At 73.2% G+C, this 17,799-nt stretch carries 15 protein-coding genes; 10 read left to right on the top strand and 5 right to left on the bottom strand.

Annotated elements, in window-relative coordinates:
- Positions 1–21: 21 nt before the first annotated feature.
- The 7 genes from OG447_RS29115 to OG447_RS29085 all read left to right on the top strand — a co-directional run bounded on the left by OG447_RS29115 (position 22) and on the right by OG447_RS29085 (position 10,650).
- A complete protein-coding gene (locus tag OG447_RS29115) occupies positions 22–1,506 on the top strand; it encodes a 3' terminal RNA ribose 2'-O-methyltransferase Hen1 (RefSeq protein ID WP_266940416.1) in 1,485 nt (494 codons plus the stop codon).
- Positions 1,503–4,310 carry a polynucleotide kinase-phosphatase gene (locus OG447_RS29110; RefSeq protein ID WP_266940415.1) on the top strand — a complete coding sequence of 936 codons (2,808 nt, stop codon included), beginning with the start codon at positions 1,503–1,505 and terminating at the stop codon, positions 4,308–4,310. The genes OG447_RS29115 and OG447_RS29110 overlap by 4 nt, the downstream gene beginning before the upstream one ends.
- Positions 4,311–4,503: 193 nt before the next feature.
- The gene (locus OG447_RS29105) at positions 4,504–5,016 is read left to right on the top strand and encodes a hypothetical protein (RefSeq protein WP_266940414.1); all 513 of its coding nucleotides are present in this window, start codon (positions 4,504–4,506) and stop codon (positions 5,014–5,016) included.
- Positions 5,017–5,062: 46 nt separating this feature from the next.
- On the top strand, positions 5,063–6,289 hold the full coding sequence (locus OG447_RS29100) for an arginine deiminase (RefSeq protein ID WP_266940413.1): 1,227 nt from the start codon (positions 5,063–5,065) through the stop codon (positions 6,287–6,289).
- 152 nt (positions 6,290–6,441) lie between these two features.
- Complete coding sequence (gene argF / locus OG447_RS29095) at positions 6,442–7,464, top strand: ornithine carbamoyltransferase (protein ID WP_266940412.1); 1,023 nt, start codon at positions 6,442–6,444, stop codon at positions 7,462–7,464.
- 95 nt (positions 7,465–7,559) lie between these two features.
- The gene (locus OG447_RS29090; RefSeq protein WP_266940410.1) at positions 7,560–8,387 is read left to right on the top strand and encodes an enoyl-CoA hydratase family protein; all 828 of its coding nucleotides are present in this window, start codon (positions 7,560–7,562) and stop codon (positions 8,385–8,387) included.
- A gap of 4 nt (positions 8,388–8,391) precedes the next feature.
- The gene (locus OG447_RS29085; protein WP_266940409.1) at positions 8,392–10,650 is read left to right on the top strand and encodes a bifunctional salicylyl-CoA 5-hydroxylase/oxidoreductase; all 2,259 of its coding nucleotides are present in this window, start codon (positions 8,392–8,394) and stop codon (positions 10,648–10,650) included.
- A 79-nt stretch (positions 10,651–10,729) separates the two neighbouring features.
- On the opposite strand, the gene OG447_RS29080 is transcribed toward OG447_RS29085, so the two are convergent.
- The 3 genes from OG447_RS29080 to OG447_RS29070 are packed head-to-tail and all read right to left on the bottom strand — an operon-like array spanning position 10,730 to position 14,042.
- Positions 10,730–11,569 carry a GNAT family N-acetyltransferase gene (locus tag OG447_RS29080; protein WP_266940408.1) on the bottom strand — a complete coding sequence of 280 codons (840 nt, stop codon included), beginning with the start codon at positions 11,567–11,569 and terminating at the stop codon, positions 10,730–10,732.
- A gap of 45 nt (positions 11,570–11,614) precedes the next feature.
- On the bottom strand, positions 11,615–12,415 hold the full coding sequence (locus tag OG447_RS29075) for a PaaX family transcriptional regulator C-terminal domain-containing protein (RefSeq protein WP_266940407.1): 801 nt from the start codon (positions 12,413–12,415) through the stop codon (positions 11,615–11,617).
- Between the two features lie 4 nt (positions 12,416–12,419).
- Complete coding sequence (locus tag OG447_RS29070; RefSeq protein WP_266940406.1) at positions 12,420–14,042, bottom strand: AMP-binding protein; 1,623 nt, start codon at positions 14,040–14,042, stop codon at positions 12,420–12,422.
- 120 nt (positions 14,043–14,162) lie between these two features.
- Here OG447_RS29070 and OG447_RS29065 point away from each other — a divergent pair, with 120 nt between their 5' ends.
- Together OG447_RS29065 and OG447_RS29060 are read left to right on the top strand one after the other, a co-directional pair.
- Positions 14,163–15,290 (top strand): acyl-CoA dehydrogenase family protein, encoded by a 1,128-nt coding sequence (locus OG447_RS29065; protein ID WP_266940404.1) that lies wholly within the window; start codon positions 14,163–14,165, stop codon positions 15,288–15,290.
- Positions 15,287–15,685 carry a RidA family protein gene (locus tag OG447_RS29060; protein ID WP_266940403.1) on the top strand — a complete coding sequence of 133 codons (399 nt, stop codon included), beginning with the start codon at positions 15,287–15,289 and terminating at the stop codon, positions 15,683–15,685. The genes OG447_RS29065 and OG447_RS29060 overlap by 4 nt, the downstream gene beginning before the upstream one ends.
- A 108-nt stretch (positions 15,686–15,793) precedes the next feature.
- Here the strand turns inward: OG447_RS29060 and OG447_RS29055 are convergent, their stop codons facing one another.
- Together OG447_RS29055 and OG447_RS29050 are read right to left on the bottom strand one after the other, a co-directional pair.
- Positions 15,794–16,003 (bottom strand): 4-oxalocrotonate tautomerase family protein, encoded by a 210-nt coding sequence (locus tag OG447_RS29055; RefSeq protein ID WP_266940402.1) that lies wholly within the window; start codon positions 16,001–16,003, stop codon positions 15,794–15,796.
- A gap of 36 nt (positions 16,004–16,039) precedes the next feature.
- Complete coding sequence (locus OG447_RS29050) at positions 16,040–16,768, bottom strand: SDR family NAD(P)-dependent oxidoreductase (protein WP_266940401.1); 729 nt, start codon at positions 16,766–16,768, stop codon at positions 16,040–16,042.
- A 118-nt stretch (positions 16,769–16,886) separates the two neighbouring features.
- Between OG447_RS29050 and OG447_RS29045 the strand changes: the two genes are divergently transcribed.
- Positions 16,887–17,795 carry a LysR family transcriptional regulator gene (locus OG447_RS29045; protein ID WP_266940400.1) on the top strand — a complete coding sequence of 303 codons (909 nt, stop codon included), beginning with the start codon at positions 16,887–16,889 and terminating at the stop codon, positions 17,793–17,795.
- Positions 17,796–17,799: the final 4 nt, after the last annotated feature.

Here is a 17,799-nt window from a genome sequence, read left to right as displayed (position 1 = left end):
CCACCAGCAACAATCGGCCGTGTGTTCCTGACGATCTCCACCACCGGCTCCCCTGAACGACCCGCCACCGACCTGGGCTACCTGCTCCACAAGCATCCCGGGAAGACGCAGGCGTTCTCCACCTCCCACGGCACCGCCCACGTGTTCTACCCCGAGGCCACGGCCCAGCGGTGCACGGCGGCCCTGCTGTTGGAGGTGGATCCCGTCGCGCTCGTGCGGCGCGGCCAGGGCAAGGGCCGGGGCGGGGCTCCCGACGTCGCGCTCGCCCAGTACGTCAACGACCGCCCGTACGCCGCGTCCTCGCTGCTGGCCGTTGCCCTCAGCGGGGTGTTCCGAAGCGCCCTGAAGGGCCAGTGCGCCGCCCGCCCGGAACTGCCGGAGCAGGCATGCCCGCTGCGGATCGAGGTACCGGTGCTGCCCGCGCGCGGCGGGGCGGAGCTGGTGCACCGGCTGTTCGACCCGCTCGGCTGGGACCTCGTACAGGTCGACGCCGTACCGCTCGACGAGCAGTTCCCCGAGTGGGGGGACTCCCGTTACGTACGGCTCGTGCTGGAGGGCGAGCTGCGGCTAGCGGACGCCCTGCGGCAGCTGTACGTCCTGCTGCCCGTGCTCGACGACGCCAAGCACTACTGGATCGCCCCCGACGAGGTCGACAAGCTGCTGCGCGCCGGAGACGGCTGGCTCGCCGCCCACCCGGAGCACGGCCTGATCAGCTCCCGCTACCTGGCCCGCCACAAACGGCTGACCCAGGACGCCCTGGAGCGCCTGGAACTGCTCCGCCTCGCCGAGGCCGACGGCAGCGAGGTCGAGGAGCTCGACAACGCCGTCGACGACGACGCGGGCACCGACGACACCGCGGCGCGGTCGGTACCGCTCGCCGTGCAGCGGCGCGAGGCGATCCTGGCGGCCCTGCGCGCCGCCGGCGCCGCCCGGGTGCTCGACCTCGGCTGCGGCCAGGGCCAGCTGGTGCAGGCGCTGCTCGGGGACGTGTCCTTCACCGAGATCGTCGGTGTCGACGTGTCCGTGCGGGCGCTGAACACCGCCGCCAGGCGGCTGCGGCTGGAGCGGATGGGAGAGCGTCAGAGCTCCCGCGTCCAGCTCCTGCAGGGCTCGCTCGCCTACACCGACAAGCGGCTGACCGGCTACGACGCGGCCGTGCTCAGCGAGGTCATCGAGCACCTGGACCTGCCGCGGCTGCCCGCGCTGGAGTACGCGGTGTTCGGCTCGGCCCGCCCCCGCACCGTCCTGGTCACCACTCCGAACGTGGAGTACAACGTCCGCTGGGAGACCCTGCCCGCCGGGCAGGTCCGCCACCGCGACCACCGCTTCGAATGGACCCGCGAGGAGTTCGGGACCTGGGCGCGCGGCGTCGCCGAACGGCACGGGTACGGAGTCGAGTTCGTCCCCGTCGGGGACGACGACCCCGAGGTCGGACCGCCGACCCAGATGGCCGTGTTCACCGCCGTCACCGCCAACGAGACCCCGAAGGAGGGCGAGGCAGCATGACCACCGACAGCAGCACCGAGAGCAGCACTGACAACAGCGCCGACAGCAGTACCGGGACCAGCCGCGAGACCGGCACCGAGACCGCCGGTACGCCCACCGGGACCGCCGCCAGGACCGCCGAGGGCACCGCGGGCGGCGCGGCCGTCCCGCGCGCCCGCACGCTTCCCGTCACCGACCTGTCCCTCGTCGTCCTGATCGGGGCCACCGGCTCGGGCAAGTCCACCTTCGCCCGCAAGCACTTCAAGCCCACCGAGGTCATCTCCTCCGACTACTGCCGTGGCCTGGTCGCCGACGACGAGAACGACCAGAGCGCCAGCAAGGAAGCCTTCGACGTCCTGCACTACATCGCCGGCAAGCGGCTCGCCGCGGGCCGCCTCACCGTCGTCGACGCGACCAGCGTCCAGGCCGACGCCCGCCGGCAGCTGGTCCAGCTCGCCCGCGAGCACGACGTCCTGCCCATCGCCATCGTGCTGGACATGCCCGAGGAGGTCTGCGCCGCGCGCAACTCCACCCGCCCCGACCGGGCCGGGCTGCCCCGCGCCGTCATCCAGCGCCACCGCCGCGACCTGCGGCGCTCGCTGCGCGGACTGGAGCGCGAGGGCTTCCGCAAGGTGCACGTGCTGCGCTCCGTCGCGGAGGCCGACACCGCCGAGGTGGTCCTCGAAAAGCGGTTCAACGACCTCACCCACCTCACCGGCCCCTTCGACATCGTCGGCGACATCCACGGCTGCGCCTCCGAGCTGGAGACCCTGCTCTCCAAGCTCGGTTATGAGGACGGCGTCCACCCCGACGGGCGCACCGCCGTCTTCGTCGGCGACCTCGTCGACCGCGGGCCGGACAGCCCGGGCGTGCTGCGCCGCGTCATGGGCATGGTGAAGTCCGGCAACGCCCTGTGCGTGCCCGGGAACCACGAGAACAAGCTCGGCCGTTATCTGAAGGGCTCCAAGGTCCAGCGGACCCACGGCCTCGCCGAGACGATCGAGCAGCTGGAAGGGGAGCCGGAGGAGTTCGTCCAGGAGGTGCGGGAGTTCATCCGCGGCCTCGTCAGCCACTACGTCCTCGACGGCGGCAAGCTCGTGGTCTGCCACGCCGGCCTGCCCGAGAAGTACCACGGCCGCACCTCCGGCCGGGTGCGCTCGCACGCCCTCTACGGGGAGACCACCGGCGAGACCGACGAGTTCGGCCTGCCCGTGCGCTACCCGTGGGCCGAGGAGTACCGGGGCAAGGCCGTCGTGGTCTACGGCCACACCCCGGTCCCGGACACCTCCTGGATCAACAACACCATCTGCCTCGACACCGGCGCCGTCTTCGGCGGGCGGATGACCGCGCTGCGCTGGCCGGAGCGCGAACTGGTCGACGTACCGGCCGAGAAGGTCTGGTACGAGCCGGTCAAGCCGCTCGTCGCCGAGGTGCCCGGCGGCCTCGACGGGCGCCCGCTCGACCTGGCCGACGTACACGGGCGCCGGGTCGTGGAGACCCGCCACCTGGGCAACGTCAACGTGCGCGAGGAGAACGCGGCCGCCGCCCTGGAGGTCATGAGCCGCTTCGCGGTGGACCCCCGGCTGGTGCCGTACCTGCCGCCGACCATGGCGCCGACCGCGACCTCCCAGGGGGGCGCCCGCGGCGGAGCCGCCGATGACGCCCGCAGCGGAGCCGCCGATGACGCCCGCAGTGGAGCCGCTGATGAAGCCCGCGGCGGAGCCACTGATGAGGCCCGCGGCGGAGCCGCTGATGAGAGCTACCTGGAGCACCCGGCCGAGGCCTTCGCCCAGTACCTCAAGGACGGCATCGCGCAGGTCGTGTGCGAGGAGAAGCACATGGGCTCCCGCGCCACCGTGCTGGTCTGCAAGGACGCCGGCGCGGCCCGCGAGCGGTTCGGCGTCGACGGGCCGACCGGCTCCGTCTACACCCGCACCGGGCGGCCCTTCTTCGGCGACCCCGAGGTCACCGAGGAGGTCCTCACCCGGATCCGGTCGGCGGTCACCGACGCCGGCCTGTGGGAGGAACTGGGCACGGACTGGCTGCTGCTCGACGGGGAACTGCTGCCCTGGTCGCTGAAGTCCACCGGGCTGCTGCGCAACCAGTACGCCGCCGTGGGCGCGGCCTCCGCCGCCGTCTTCCCCGGCGCGATCGCCGCCCTGGAAGCGGCTGCCGCCCGGGGCATCGACACCGGCGCCCTGCTGGAGCGCCAGCGCGGCCGGGCCGCCGACGCGGCCGCCTTCACCGAGGCGTACCGCCGCTACTGCTGGACCACCGACGGGCTGGACGGCGTACGGTTCGCGCCCTTCCAGCTGCTGGCGGCGGCCGGGAGGTCGCTGGCCGCAGTCCCGCACGACGAGCAGCTGTTCTGGCTGGACCGGCTCGTCGCCGCCGACGAGGCCTCCGGCACCGGGCTGCTGCGGCGCACCGGCCGAATCCTGGTGGACACCGGCGACCCGGACTCCGTACGGGCCGGCACGGACTGGTGGCTGGAGCTGACGGCCGCCGGCGGCGAGGGCATGGTCGTCAAGCCGCTCCAGGCGTACGCCCGGGACGGCAAGGGTCGCCTGGTGCAGCCGGGTGTGAAGGTGCGCGGACGCGAGTACCTGCGGATCATCTACGGCCCGGAGTACACGCGTCCGGAGAATCTGGAGCGGCTGCGGGGCCGGTTCCTCGGCCACAAGCGCTCGCTGGCCCTGCGCGAGTACGCACTCGGGCTGGAGGCACTGGACCGGCTGGCGGCCGAGGAGCCGCTGTGGCGGGTCCACGAGGCCGTCTTCGCGGTCCTCGCCCTGGAGTCGGAGCCGGTCGACCCCCGGCTCTGACCCGGGCACCGACACCGGCACTGACCGGGCACCGACCCGGGCTCTGATCCCGGCGTAAAGCCCGTGCCCCCGTACGGCCTTGAATTAGGTCGTATGGGGGAACTTTCACGGAGAACTCCGGGAAAACCACCGGCGGGATCGTTCATCCAGGGCAGCGGAATGTCCGCGACCCTGGAAGGACGGAACATCACCTATGAAGATGACCGCGCGCGGAAGCATTGCGGCGCTCATGACCTGTATGGCCGCGGCCGGCGCGGCCACCCCGGCCATGGCCGACTCGGTCCCGGTCGGTGTCCCGCTCGACGCCGTGAAGACCACGCTGGGAGTGGACGCCCCCCGCCTGGACACCGGAGTGCCGATCCCGGTCGTGGGCGCGCCCGAGGCTCCCCGCTTCCACGAGGGGAGCATGCTCCCGACCCCACTGCTCCCGGTGGTTCCGATCGGCACCGAGCTCGGCAACACCCTCGTCACCTCGCCGGTGCCGAACCTGCTGGGCAAGCCGGAGACGGACGGCGAGGGCTCCCTGGACGCCCCGGCCACCACCATGCGCGCGCGGACCCCCGGTCTGGCCGCCGGCGGTCTGCTGACGAATCCGGACGCCTCCAACTTCGGCCTGCCGAACCTGACCGCGCCCGAACTGGGCCTGATCACCCCGGAGCTGACCGGCGCGCCCTCGGCGCTCCTCGGCCTCGCCACCCCCCGCTGAGCGGACGCCACCTCAAAAGGCCGCCCGGTCTGCGAACGTGTACGGCATGGGATTCCACGTCGACTCCGAGACCGGGCGGCTTCGCCGCGTCATCCTCCACCGGCCCGACCTGGAGCTGAAGCGGCTCACACCGAGCAACAAGGACGCACTGCTCTTCGACGACGTGCTGTGGGTGCGCCGGGCCCGTCAGGAGCACGACGGGTTCGCGGACGTGCTGCGCGACCGGGGCGTGGAGGTCCACCTCTTCGGGGACCTGCTGTGCGAGGCCCTGGACATTCCGGAGGCCAGACACCTCGTCCTGGACCGGGTGTTCGACGAGAAGGAGTACGGTCCGCTGGCCACCGACCACCTGCGGTCGGTCTTCGACGGGCTGAGCCCGGTCGCGCTGGCCGAGGCGCTGGTCGGCGGGATGACCAAGCGGGAGTTCCTGGAGCGGCACGCCGAGCCGGTGTCGGTGCGCTTCCACGCCATGGAACTGGACGACTTCCTGCTGGGGCCGCTGCCCAACCACCTCTTCACCCGGGACACCTCGGCCTGGATCTACGACGGGGTGTCCATCAACGCGATGCGCTGGCCGGCCCGGCAGCGGGAGACCGTCCACTTCGAGGCGATCTACAAGCACCACCCGCTCTTCACCTCCTCCGGGGCCTTCCACTACTGGTCGCAGGGGCAGGCGGACTACCCCTCGACGATCGAGGGCGGGGACGTACTGGTCCTCGGCAACGGTGCGGTCCTGATCGGGATGAGCGAGCGGACCACGCCGCAGGCCGTGGAGATGCTGGCCCGTGGCCTGTTCGCCGCCGGGTCGGCGACCAGCATCGTGGCCCTTGACATGCCCAAGCGGCGGGCCTTCATGCACCTGGACACGGTGATGACGATGGTCGACGGAGATACGTTCACTCAGTACGCGGGGCTCGGCATGCTCCCCTCCTACACGATCGAGCCGGGCGCCGGGGCCTCCGACCTGAAGGTGACCGACCACGCGCCGGAGCACATGCACCGGGCCGTCGCGGCGGCGCTCGGGCTGGACTCGATCCGGGTGCTGACCGCACGGCAGGACGTGCACTCGGCGGAGCGCGAGCAGTGGGACGACGGCTGCAACGTGCTGGCCGTCGAGCCGGGGGTGGTCGTCGCGTACGAGCGGAACGTGACGACCAACACGCACCTGCGCAAGGAGGGCATCGAGGTGATCGAGATCCCGGGCAGCGAGCTGGGGCGAGGGCGCGGCGGCCCGCGGTGCATGAGCTGCCCGGTGGAGCGGGACCCGGTCTAAGGGGTGTCACCGGACACAGCACGAGACGAGTAGGCCCGGGGTGTCCTGGGCGTCCGTGGATCGAGCCCGACCAGCAGCCAGGGCTGTATATCAATGCATAGGATCGTATAGACTTCCAACATCCCCTGTCACCGTGACGCTGGAGCGACGCCATGGCCCCCGATCTCGTCGGCCGCAGTTTCCTCAAGGAGCTCGACTTCACCGCCGCCGAGTTCCGCGGCCTGATCGAGCTCGCCGCCGAGCTCAAGGCGGCCAAGAAGGCCGGGACCGAGCAGCGCCTGCTCCAGGGCAGGAACATCGCGCTGATCTTCGAGAAGACCTCGACGCGCACCCGCTGCGCCTTCGAGGTCGCCGCCGCGGACCAGGGCGCCCACACCACGTACCTCGACCCCTCGGGCTCCCAGATGGGGCACAAGGAGTCGGTCAAGGACACCGCCCGGGTGCTGGGCCGGATGTTCGACGGGATCGAGTACCGGGGCGACAGCCAGGACGTCGTCGAGGAACTCGCGGCCCACGCCGGGGTGCCGGTCTTCAACGGCCTCACCGACGACTGGCACCCCACCCAGATGCTGGCCGACCTGCTGACCATGACCGAGCACAGCGCCAAGCCGCTGGAGCGGATCGCCTTCGCCTACCTCGGCGACGCCCGCTTCAACATGGGCAACTCCTACCTCGTGACCGGCGCCCTGCTGGGCATGGACGTACGGATCGTGGCGCCGAAGGCCTACTGGCCGGCGGAGTCGGTGGTGGCCGCGGCCCGGGAGCTCGCGGCGGGCAGCGGCGCCCGCATCACGCTGACCGAGGAGATCGGCGAGGGGGTCGTCCAGGCCGACTTCGTGGTGACCGACATCTGGGTGTCCATGGGGGAGCCCAGGGAGGTCTGGGACGAGCGGATCGCGGCCCTGTCCCCGTACGCGGTGACGATGGACGTCCTGCGGGCCACCGGGAACCCGGACGTGAAGTTCATGCACTGCCTGCCCGCCTTCCACGACCTGGGCACCGAGGTCGCCCGGGGGATCCACGAGCGTCACGGGCTCGCCTCCCTGGAGGTGACGGACGAGGTGTTCGAGTCGGCGCACTCCGTGGTCTTCGACGAGGCCGAGAATCGGCTGCACACCATCAAGGCCGTGCTCGTCGCGATGCTCGCCGAGCCCGGTGCGAAGCCCGGCGCATAGTCATACCGCGGCGGCCCGGCCCCCGCCCGCCCACCGCAACCCCAGGTGTCGCGTTTCTGTGACGGCGGTCACGATCCAGTGATACCGTCGACGGTGTGAGCCCCTTCACCGGTTCCTCATCAGCGACCGAACGGTGGCGCCACCTCCGGGTGACCCGGCAGGACGGCGTGGCCACCGTCACCCTCGACCGCCCCGACAAGCTGAACGCGCTGACCTTCGGCGCCTACGCCGACCTGCGCGACCTGCTGGCCGAACTGTCCCGGGAGCGCTCCGTACGGGCCCTCGTGCTCGGCGGCGAGGGCCGAGGCTTCTGCTCCGGCGGCGACGTCGACGAGATCATCGGCGCCACCCTCGCCATGGACACCGCCCAGCTCCTCGACTTCAACCGGATGACCGGCCAGGTGGTGCGGGCCATCCGCGAATGCCCCTTCCCGGTGATCGCCGCCGTGCACGGAGTGGCCGCCGGAGCCGGAGCCGTCCTCGCCCTCGCCGCCGACTTCCGCATCGCCGACCCCACCGCCCGCTTCGCCTTCCTCTTCACCCGGGTCGGCCTCTCCGGCGGGGACATGGGCGCCGCCTACCTGCTGCCCCGCGTCGTCGGCCTCGGCCACGCCACCCGGCTGCTGATGCTCGGAGAGCCCGTACGCGCGCCCGAGGCCGAGCGGATCGGGTTGCTCAGCGAACTCACCGACGAGGGCAAGGCCCACGTACGGGCCGCCGAACTCGCCGCGCACCTGGCCGCCGGCCCCGCCCTCGCCTACGCACAGACCAAGGCGCTGCTCACCGCCGAACTCGACATGCCGCTGGCCGCGTCGGTGGAGCTCGACGCGGCCACCCAGGCCCTGCTGATGAACGGCGAGGACTACGCGGAGTTCCACGCCGCCTTCACCGGGAAACGGCCGCCGCAGTGGAAGGGCAGGTAGCGCCATGTCCCCGGACGCCGCGCACCCCCTGCGGGTCGCCGTCGTGGGCGGCGGGCCGGGAGGACTGTACGCCGCCGCGCTGCTGGCCCGGCAGGGCCACCGCGTCGAGGTGTGGGAACGCAACGCACCCGAGGACACCTTCGGCTTCGGCGTGGTCCTCTCCGACGAGACCCTCGGCGGCATCGAGCGGGCGGACACCGTGGTCCACGCCGCCCTGAGCGCGGAGTTCGTGCGCTGGGACGACGTGGACGTCGTCCACCGGGGCCGGCTGCTGACCTCCGGCGGCCACGGCTTCGCCGCCCTCGGCCGGCGCCGGCTGCTGGAGATCCTGCACGAGCGCTGCGCCGGCCTGGGCGTCCGGCTCCGCTTCCGGGCCGGGGCCCCCGACGCCGCCGCCCTCGCCGCCTCCCACGACCTGGTGGTCGCGGCGGACGGGGTGCACAGCGCGATCCGGCAGAGCGGGGCCGCGCACTTCGGCCCGACGGTGACGAACGGCCGCTGCCGCTACATCTGGCTGGCCGCCGACTTCGCCTTCGAGGCCTTCCGCTTCGAGGTCGCGGAGACCGAGTACGGGGTGATGCAGCTGCACGCCTATCCGTACTCCGCGGACTCCTCCACGGTGATCGTCGAAATGCGCGACGAGGTGTGGGCGGCGGCGGGCTTCGACCTGTGCGACGAGAGCGAGTCGGCGGCCCGCTGCGCCAAGATCTTCAGCGAGGCCCTGCGCGGGCGGCCGCTGCGCGGGAACCACTCGGCGTGGACCCGCTTCCGTACCGTCGTGAACGAGCGGTGGTCGCACGGCAACGTGGCGCTGCTCGGCGACGCGGCGCACACCGCGCACTTCTCCATCGGCTCCGGCACCAAACTGGCCGTGGAGGACGCCCTCGCCCTCGCCGAAGCGGTCGCCGCGCACCCGGACGTGCCCTCCGCCCTCGCCGCGTACGAGGCGGCGCGCCGTCCCGCGGTGGCCAGCACCCAGCGGGCGGCGGCCGCCAGCATGCGCTGGTTCGAGGAGATCGCGGGCTACGTCGACCAGCCCGCCCGGCAGTTCGCCTTCAACCTGCTCACCCGCAGCCGCCGGGTCACCCACGGCAACCTGCGGCTGCGCGACGAGCGGTTCACCCGCTCCGTGGAACGCGACTTCGGCGCCCCGGACGAGCGGACCCCGCCGATGTTCACCCCGTTCACCCTGCGCGGACTGACCCTGCGCAACCGGGTCGTGGTCTCCCCGATGGACATGTACTCGGCCGTGGAGGGCGTCCCCGGGGACTTCCACCTCGTACACCTCGGCGCGCGGGCCCTGGGCGGGGCCGGCCTGGTGATGACGGAAATGGTCTGCGTCAGCGCCGAGGGCCGCATCACCCCGGGCTGCGCGGGCCTGTACACGCAGGAGCAGGCCACGGCCTGGAAGCGGATCGCCGACTTCGTGCACACCTCCGCACCCGGTACCGCGCTGGGCGTCCAGCTCGGGCACTCGGGCCGCAAGGGCTCGACACGCGTGATGTGGGAGGGCATGGACGACCCGCTGCCGGAGGACAACTGGCCGCTGCTGGCCCCCTCCGCGCTGCGCTACCGGCCGGGCGTCTCGGCCGTCCCGCGCGCGGCGACGGCCGCCGACCTGGAAGCGGTCCGCTCCGACTTCACGGCCGCCGCGGTCCGCGCGGCCGCCTGCGGCTTCGACCTGCTGGAACTCCACTGCGCCCACGGCTACCTGCTCTCCGGCTTCCTGTCGCCGCTGACCAACCACCGCACCGACGCCTACGGCGGCTCCCTGGAGAACCGGCTGCGCTTCCCGCTGGAGGTCTTCGACGCGGTCCGCGCCGTCTGGCCCGGGGACCGGCCCATGACGGTCCGCCTCTCGGCGACCGACTGGGCGCCCGGCGGCACCTCGGACGAGGAGGCCGTGGCGATCGCGGCGGCCTTCGCCGCCCGCGGCGCGGACGCCGTCGACGTCTCGACCGGCCAGGTGGTGGCGGACGAGGCCCCCGAGTACGGGCGCTCGTACCAGACCCCCTACGCCGACCGGATCCGCAACGCGCTGGGGATCCCGGTCATCACGGTCGGGGCGATCTCCTCCTGGGACGACGTCAACTCCCTGCTGCTGGCCGGCCGCGCCGACCTGTGCGCCCTCGGCCGTCCCCACCTCTACGACCCCCACTGGACCCTGCACGCGGCCGCCGAGCAGTCCTACGAGGGCCCGGCCGCGCCCTGGCCCGCCCCCTACCGCGCGGGCAGCCGTCCCCCGCCGACGGGCCGCGGCTGACGCCCGTACGCCGGTACGCCCTTAGGCCAGTACCCGTACGGCCCTACGCCCCTACGCCCGCGGGCTTGCGGCGGCGTGGTCAGGCGGCGACGACCTCCGTGCGGTCCTCGACCGGGACGTAACCCAGGCGCAGGTACACGCCGTTGCTGGTGGGGTTGGCCAGGTCGGTGAAGAGGAGCACCTCCGAGGCGCCGGCCGCGTACGCCGCCCGGCTCGCCGCGTGCGTGACCCCGGCCGCGAAACCGTGGCGGCGGGACCCTGGCGGGGTCCAGACCGGGCCGATCCGGCAGGCCGAGCCGATCGGGCGGGTGAAGGAGGCCAGGGAGACGGGGGCTCCGGCGTGCTCCCACAGGAGCACCCCGCCGTACGAGATCCGGTCGCGCAGGGCGGCCGCGGAGGGGGACCCGGGCTGCCCGGCCTCCAGGTTGAAGGCCTCGATCCAGTTCAGCAGCAGCGGGAGGTCGGCCTCGGCGGCGTTCCGGGCCCGCCCTGCCGGGGCGGGATCCGGGGCGATCAGCCCGTCCAGCCGGTACAGGCGGTTCTCCTCGGCGACCCGGGCCGGCTGCCCCCAGGCCCCGGCGAGCACCTCGGCGTCGGCCCGGCGGGCGTTGAACCCGCTGATGCCGGCGAGCAGCGGTTCGGTGTCGAGGGCGACCGCCAGCGCCCGGACCGCTTCGGCGGGCAACGCGCTGAGCAGCACGGGGAACGGCGGTGTGCACAGCAGCCCGCCGGCGACGGCCCCCTCGGCCCCGGTCCACCAGCCGAAGAAGGGGTCCGCCCGGCCGAAGGCGTGCGGCCCGCGCCGCTCCAGGGCGTCGGCCGTGGTCAGCAGGATGGTGTTCGACACGGGCCGGGCGGCCACCGAAGGGCCCGCCGCGGCCAGAAAGGCCGCCAGGTCACGAGTGAAGGTCCAGGTCATGTCCCATCCTCGCGTCGGCAGGGGCCCCGCGCACCCGGTTTTGCGTCACGGCCCCGCGAAGGCGGCGCCCACGTCCCGCAGCCTCGCGTGGAGTTCCGCGAACACCGCCGCCGCGCGGTCGCCCGGCCAGTCCGCAGGCAGCAGCTCGCGCGGCAGCCCCGGGTCGGCGTACGGGAGGCGCCGCCAGCTGTCCAGGGCGAGGAGGTAGCCGCGGTAGGCCTCCTCCGGAGTGGGGTCCGGGCCCGACTGGAGGGCGCGCAGAGCGGGTTCGTGCAGGTCGAGGAATTCCTCGTGCTGCTTGGCCAGGGAGGCCAGGTCCCACCAGCGCGCCACCGCCTCGGCGGTCGGGGCGAAGCCGAGGTGGGCGCCGCGGAACAGCTCCACGTACGGGGTCAGGTGCAGCCGCTCCAGCGTGTGCCCGGTCTCCTCGTACAGCTGGGCCGGGGCGATCCACACGCCCGGCGCCACCGCGCCGAAGCCGAGCCGGGCCAGCCGGGAGCGCAGCAGGTGCCGCTTGTGCCGCTCCTGCTCCGGGACGGAGAACACCGCCACCAGCCACTCGGGCGAGCGCTGCGGGGCGCCGTAGATCCGCCGGTCGCCGTCCTCCAGCAGCTGCCGCGCCTCCCGGGAGAGCTCGTAGGCCGCCGAGCCGTCCGCCGCGCGCGCGGGCAGCAGGAAGTCGCGCCGCTTCAGCCGGGACACCGAAGAGCGGACCGACGCGGCGTCCACGCCGGCCGCGCCCAGCAGGCGGATCAGCGCGGACACCGGGACCGGGCCCTCGAAGGCCCGCCCGTAGGCGCCGTAGAAGGTGACGATCAGGGATCGCGGGGTGTGCTGCTCGGCCACAGCTTCACTCTAGATCGCGCAGCCGGAAGCGTTGCAGTTTGCCGGTGGCCGTGCGGGGGAGCGCGCGAAGGAAGACGAAGGAGCGCGGGCACTTGTGCGGGGCCAGCTCGGCCCGCATGAAGGTGCGCAGATCCTCCTCCGTGAGCGTGACGCCCTCACGGGTGACCGTGTACGCCACCACGACCTGCCCGCGTCGCTCGTCCGGGCGGCCCACCACCGCCGCCTCCACCACGTCCGGGTGGCGCAGCAGGGCCTCCTCCACCTCCGGGCCCGCGATGTTGTACCCCGCGGAGATGATCATGTCGTCCGCGCGGGCCACGTAGCGGAAGTACCCCTCCGGGTCCCGTACGTAGGTGTCGCCGGTGAGGTTCCAGCCGTCCCGTACGTATTCGGCCTGCCGGGGATCGGCCAGGTACCGGCAGCCCACCGGGCCGCGTACGGCCAGCAGCCCCGGCTCGTTGTCCGCGACCGGCCGGCCGGACGGGTCCACCACCCGGGCCTGCCAGCCCGGCACCACCCGGCCGGTCGTACCGGGCCGGATGTCCTCGTCGGCGGCGGAGATGAAGATGTGCAGCAGCTCGGTGGCCCCGATCCCGTTGATGATCCGCAGGCCGGTGCGCTCGTACCAGGCCTGCCAGGTCGCCGCGGGCAGGTTCTCCCCGGCGGAGACGCAGCGGCGCAGCGCGGAGAGGTCGTACGCACCCACGTCGTACGGGCCCAGCGCGTCCAGCATCGTCCGGTAGGCGGTCGGCGCGGTGAACAGCACCGTCACCCGGTGCTGCGCCAGGGCGGGCAGCAGCGTGCGCGGCCCCGCCTCCGCCAGCAGCAGCGCGGAGGCGCCGGCCCGCAGCGGGAAGACGACCAGTCCGCCGAGCCCGAAGGTGAAGCCGAGCGGCGGACTGCCCGCGAAGACGTCGTCGGGACGGGGGCGCAGCACCCCGCGGGAGAAGGTGTCGGCGACGGAGAGCAGGTCCCGGTGGAAGTGCATGCAGCCCTTCGGCCGCCCGGTGGTGCCCGAGGTGAAGGCGATGAGCGCGACGTCGTCGGCGGAGGTGTCGACGGCGGGGAAGGGCACGGCCGTCCGGGCCTCGGCCAGCCGCAGCAGATCGTCCTCGGACCCGCCCCCGTACGGGGTGATGCGCAGCCCCGGCACCCCGGCCCTGACGAGGTCGTCGAGCACGTCGGCGTGGCACAGGGCGTGGCGCACCTGGGCCATCGCGCAGACCGTGGCCAGCTCCTGGGCCCGCTGCTGGGGCAGGACGGTGACGGCCACCGCGCCCGCCTTCAGCACCGCGAGCCAGCACGCCGCGAGCCAGGGGCCGGTGGGTCCGCGCAGCAGCACCCGGTTGCCGGGGACGACGCCCAGATCGACAGTGAGTACGTGCGCGAGGCGGTCCACGCGCTCGCGCAGCGCACCGTAGGTCCACACCTCGCCGGCGCCGGTGCGGAAGGCCGGGCGGTCGGGCCCGAACCGGGCGATGGTCGCGTCGAGCAGCTCGGCCCCGCAGTTGAGCCGGTCCGGGTACGCGAGCTCGGGCAGCTCGAAGAGGAGTTCCGGCCACGAGCCGGCGGGCGGCAGGTGGTCGCGGGCAAAGGTGTCGGTGTGCGCGGAAGGTTTGAGGTCCAAGGCGGGTTCGCCCCCTTGCGACGGTCCGGATTGGGGTGGAGCCGGCCGTGCGGTCGCGACACGAGCGTATCGTGATGGTGACGGCAGTCAACAGGACGCGATAGATGCGGGGACATTCGGATGACCGGATTCGCGCTCGGGGCGGACCAGGAGGAGTGGTGCGGGCAGTTGCGCGCACTGTCGGCGGAGCGGCTGAGGCCGCTGGCCGAGAAGGGGGAGCCAGGCCGGGTCAACCGGCCGCTCCTCGCGGCACTGGGGGAGGCGGGCCTGCTGGAACGGGTCTTCGCGTCGGGCGCGCTGGAACTGTGCCTGCTGCGCGAATCCCTCGCCTACGGCTGCACGGAGGCCGAGACGGCGCTCGCCCTCCAAGGGCTGGGCGCCTACCCGGTCCTGCGGGAGGGCAGCGAGGCACAGCGCGAGCGCTGGCTGCCCGGTGTGCGCGCCGGTCGCACCGTGGCGGCCTTCGCGCTGAGCGAGCCGGGGGCCGGCTCGGACGCGGCGGCGCTGGCCCTGGCGGCAGCCCCGGACTCCGGGGGCGGCTGGCGCCTCAGCGGGGAGAAGCGGTGGATCTCCAACGCCCCGGAAGCCGATTTCTACACCGTGTTCGCCCGGACGGGTGAAGGGCCGGGCGCCAAGGGGGTATCGGCCTTCCTCGTCCCGGCGGACCGCCCCGGACTCTCCGGCGAGGCCCTGGAGATGCTCTCCCCCCACCCCATCGGCGCGCTCGCCTTCGACGGGGTCCCGGTCGGCCCCCGGGACCTGCTGGGCGAGCCCGGGCGCGGCTTCCGGGTCGCGATGGACACCCTGAACCTCTTCCGCCCCAGCGTCGGCGCGTTCGCGGTGGGCATGGCCCGGGCCGCGCTCGACGCGACCCTGACGTACACCGCGGGCCGTGCGGCCTTCGGCGGGATGCTGCGCGACCTCCAGGCCGTGGCGCACCGGGTCGCCGAGATGGCCACCCGCACCGAGGCGGCCCGGCTGCTCGTGTACGCGGCCGCCGGGGCCTACGACCGGGGCGCCCCGGACGTACCCCGCCGCGCGGCGATGGCGAAACTGCTCGCCACGGAGACGGCCCAGTACGTCGTGGACCACGCGGTCCAGCTGCACGGAGCCGTCGCCCTCCAGCGGGGCCACCTGCTGGAACACCTCTACCGGGAGGTCCGCGCCCCGCGGATCTACGAGGGCGCCAGCGAGGTCCAGCGCACGATCATCGCCAAGGAGCTGTACGGGGAGGTGGCCGCGCGATGAGCCTGGAGCGGATCAACCCGGCGGAACTGTCGCCGCCGACGGGCTTCTCGCACGCGGTGGCGGCGACCGGTTCCCGGCTGGTGTTCCTGGCCGGCCAGACGGCGCTGGACGCCTCGGGCAAGGTGGTGGGCGAGACCCTGCCGGAGCAGTTCGAGCGGGCCCTGTCCAACCTGCTGACGGCGCTCGCGGAGTCCGGCGGGGCCCCGGGGGACCTGGCCCGTGTCACCGTCTACGCGGTGGACGTGGCGGCGTACCGGGGCTGCGCCGGCGAACTCGGTGCGATCTGGCGGAGGTTGGCGGGCCGTGACTATCCGGCGATGGCCGTGATAGGGGTGGTCCGCCTCTGGGACGACCAGGCGCTGGTCGAACTCGACGGCGTGGCCGTCCTGCCGTAGCCGTGCCGTGCCGCGGGTGCGCCGCCGCTGCTGGGGCTCCGCCCCAGACCCCGCGCCTCGATCGCCGGCGGGACTGGATTTCGGCTGATGCCGTCCGCCGGGCGCCCCCTAGCCGCGCGCTTGGCGGCGGCGGTATTCGTCCGTGGGGACGCCGCCCACGCCCCAGTCCTCCAGGGCGACCTCCTCGATCAGGACGAAGGTGGTGGCCGGGTCCTTGTCGAGGACCTTGACCAGCAGGTCGGTGATCCCGGCGATGATCTCGGCCTTCTGGGGCGCGGTCGCGCCCTCACGGGTGATCTTGACGTTGACGTACGGCACGTGGAAGTCCTTTCGGGAGAGGTGAGTGAGGGATGGTCAGGAGCGGCCCGTGACGTGGCCGCCGTCCACGCGCAGCGCGTGGCCCGTCACGAAGCCGGCGCCCGCGAGGTACAGCACCGCCTCGGCGATCTCGGAGGCCTCCCCGACCCGGTTGAGCAGCGCGAGCCCGCCGAAGGCGTCCACGTCGGCCCCCTCGTGCAGCGGGGTGCGGATGATGCCGGGCGAGACGAGGTTGACGCGGATGCCGTCGGCCGCCAGCTCGGCGGCCAGGCTCGTGGTCAGCCCGTGCACACCGGCCTTGCTGGCCACCGGCGCACTGGCCGGGAAGCCGGCCAGCCCGTGGTCCACCAGGACGGTGCCGATGTTGACGATGCTGCCGCCCTCGCCCTGTGCGCGCAGCGCCCGCACCACGGCCTGGGTGGTGAGGTAGGTGCCCTTGAGGTTGCCCGTCAGGAAGCCGTCGAGTTCGGCCTCCGTGACCTCGGTGAAGGGCTTGGAGGCGAAGGTGCCGGCGTTGTTGACCAGGACGTCGATGCGGCCGAAGCGCTCCAGCGCCGTACGGACGAGGGCCTCGCCGGTCTCCCGCTCGGCGATGCTGCCCGCGACCCACGCGGTCCGCTCCGGATGGCCGAGGCCGGCGGCGGTCTTGGCGAGGCGGTCGGCGTCGCGGCCGTTCAGGACGACGTTCGCGCCGCTCGCCAGGAAGGCCCGGGCGATGTCCAGGCCGATGCCGCTGGAGGATCCGGTGATGAGAGCAGTGGTCATGGTGGGTGCCTTTCGGGGCGGATCGGCGGACTGGTTCGTCCGGCTGACACCCCTGAACCTATGAACCCCCAACCCATAACACCACGACGTAGATTGGAGCGTGTGATAATCCCAGGTTATGGATGTGGATCTGCGTGACCTGGAGCTCCTCGACGCCACCGTCGAGGCCGGCTCGCTGACCGCCGCCGCCGAGCGGCTCTACGTGAGCCAGCCGGCCCTCAGCCAGCGGCTCACCCGGCTGGAGGCCCGCCTCGGCATGCAGCTCTTCGACCGCAAGGGCCGCCGCCTGGTGCCCAACGCGGCAGGCCGCCGGCTGCTGGTCGCCGCCCGCCAGATCCTCGGCGAACTGGAGTCGGCCTCCCGCGACCTGCGGGAGATCCGCGACGGGCACGGCCGGCGGGTCCGCTTCACCGCGCAGTGCAGCACCACCTTCCCGTGGCTGCCGCCCGTCCTGCGCGCCTTCCGCGAGCGCGAGCCGGACATCGACGTGCGCATCGAGACCGTCGCCGACGACGCCCCGATCCCTGCGCTGCTCGCCGACCTGGTCGACGTCGCGCTGGTCACCAAGCCGGACCTGCAGATGGACCGTGTGTCCCTGACCAAGCTGTTCGACGACGAGATGATGGCCGTGGTGCCCGCCGGACACCCGTGGGCCTCCCGCGGGCACCTGACCGCCCGTGACTTCGACGGCGCCGATCTGGTCCTCTACGACGGCTACGACCAGAACCGCATCCCGTCGATGCCGCTGCCGATTCCGGCCGGGGCCCGGCCCGGCCGGATCACCACCATGCCGGTGGTGACCGACCTGGTGATCGAGATGGTGGCGGGCGGCCAGGGCGTGACGGTGCTGCCCAACTGGGTGGCCGCCCCGTACGTGTCCTCGCACGGCCTCGCGCTGATCCGCATCGGCGCGCAGCCGCTGACCCGCACGTGGTTCTGCGCCACCCGAACCGGGCCGCGCCCGCCCCACCTCGAGGCCTTCGTCGAGGAGCTCACCGGCCGCCTCACTGCCCCGGTCAGCGGTTAGGGGG

Source organism: Streptomyces sp. NBC_01408 (assembly GCF_026340255.1).
In the GTDB taxonomy this organism is placed as follows: domain Bacteria; phylum Actinomycetota; class Actinomycetes; order Streptomycetales; family Streptomycetaceae; genus Streptomyces.
The sequence above is the reverse complement of the archived record's forward strand: the minus strand, read 5'-3'. Positions and strand labels throughout refer to the sequence as shown.

Excerpts from the sequence above, each read along its gene's own strand:
- OG447_RS29100 (WP_266940413.1), top strand. The coding sequence starts at position 5,063 with ATGGGATTCCACGTCGACTCCGAGACCGGGCGGCTTCGCCGCGTCATC.
- OG447_RS29060 (WP_266940403.1), top strand. The coding sequence starts at position 15,287 with ATGAGCCTGGAGCGGATCAACCCGGCGGAACTGTCGCCGCCGACGGGC.
- OG447_RS29105 (WP_266940414.1), top strand. The coding sequence starts at position 4,504 with ATGAAGATGACCGCGCGCGGAAGCATTGCGGCGCTCATGACCTGTATG.
- OG447_RS29085 (WP_266940409.1), top strand. The coding sequence starts at position 8,392 with ATGTCCCCGGACGCCGCGCACCCCCTGCGGGTCGCCGTCGTGGGCGGC.
- OG447_RS29045 (WP_266940400.1), top strand. The coding sequence starts at position 16,887 with ATGGATGTGGATCTGCGTGACCTGGAGCTCCTCGACGCCACCGTCGAG.
- argF (WP_266940412.1), top strand. The coding sequence starts at position 6,442 with ATGGCCCCCGATCTCGTCGGCCGCAGTTTCCTCAAGGAGCTCGACTTC.
- OG447_RS29080 (WP_266940408.1), bottom strand. The coding sequence starts at position 11,569 with ATGACCTGGACCTTCACTCGTGACCTGGCGGCCTTTCTGGCCGCGGCG.
- OG447_RS29050 (WP_266940401.1), bottom strand. The coding sequence starts at position 16,768 with ATGACCACTGCTCTCATCACCGGATCCTCCAGCGGCATCGGCCTGGAC.
- OG447_RS29065 (WP_266940404.1), top strand. The coding sequence starts at position 14,163 with ATGACCGGATTCGCGCTCGGGGCGGACCAGGAGGAGTGGTGCGGGCAG.
- OG447_RS29110 (WP_266940415.1), top strand. The coding sequence starts at position 1,503 with ATGACCACCGACAGCAGCACCGAGAGCAGCACTGACAACAGCGCCGAC.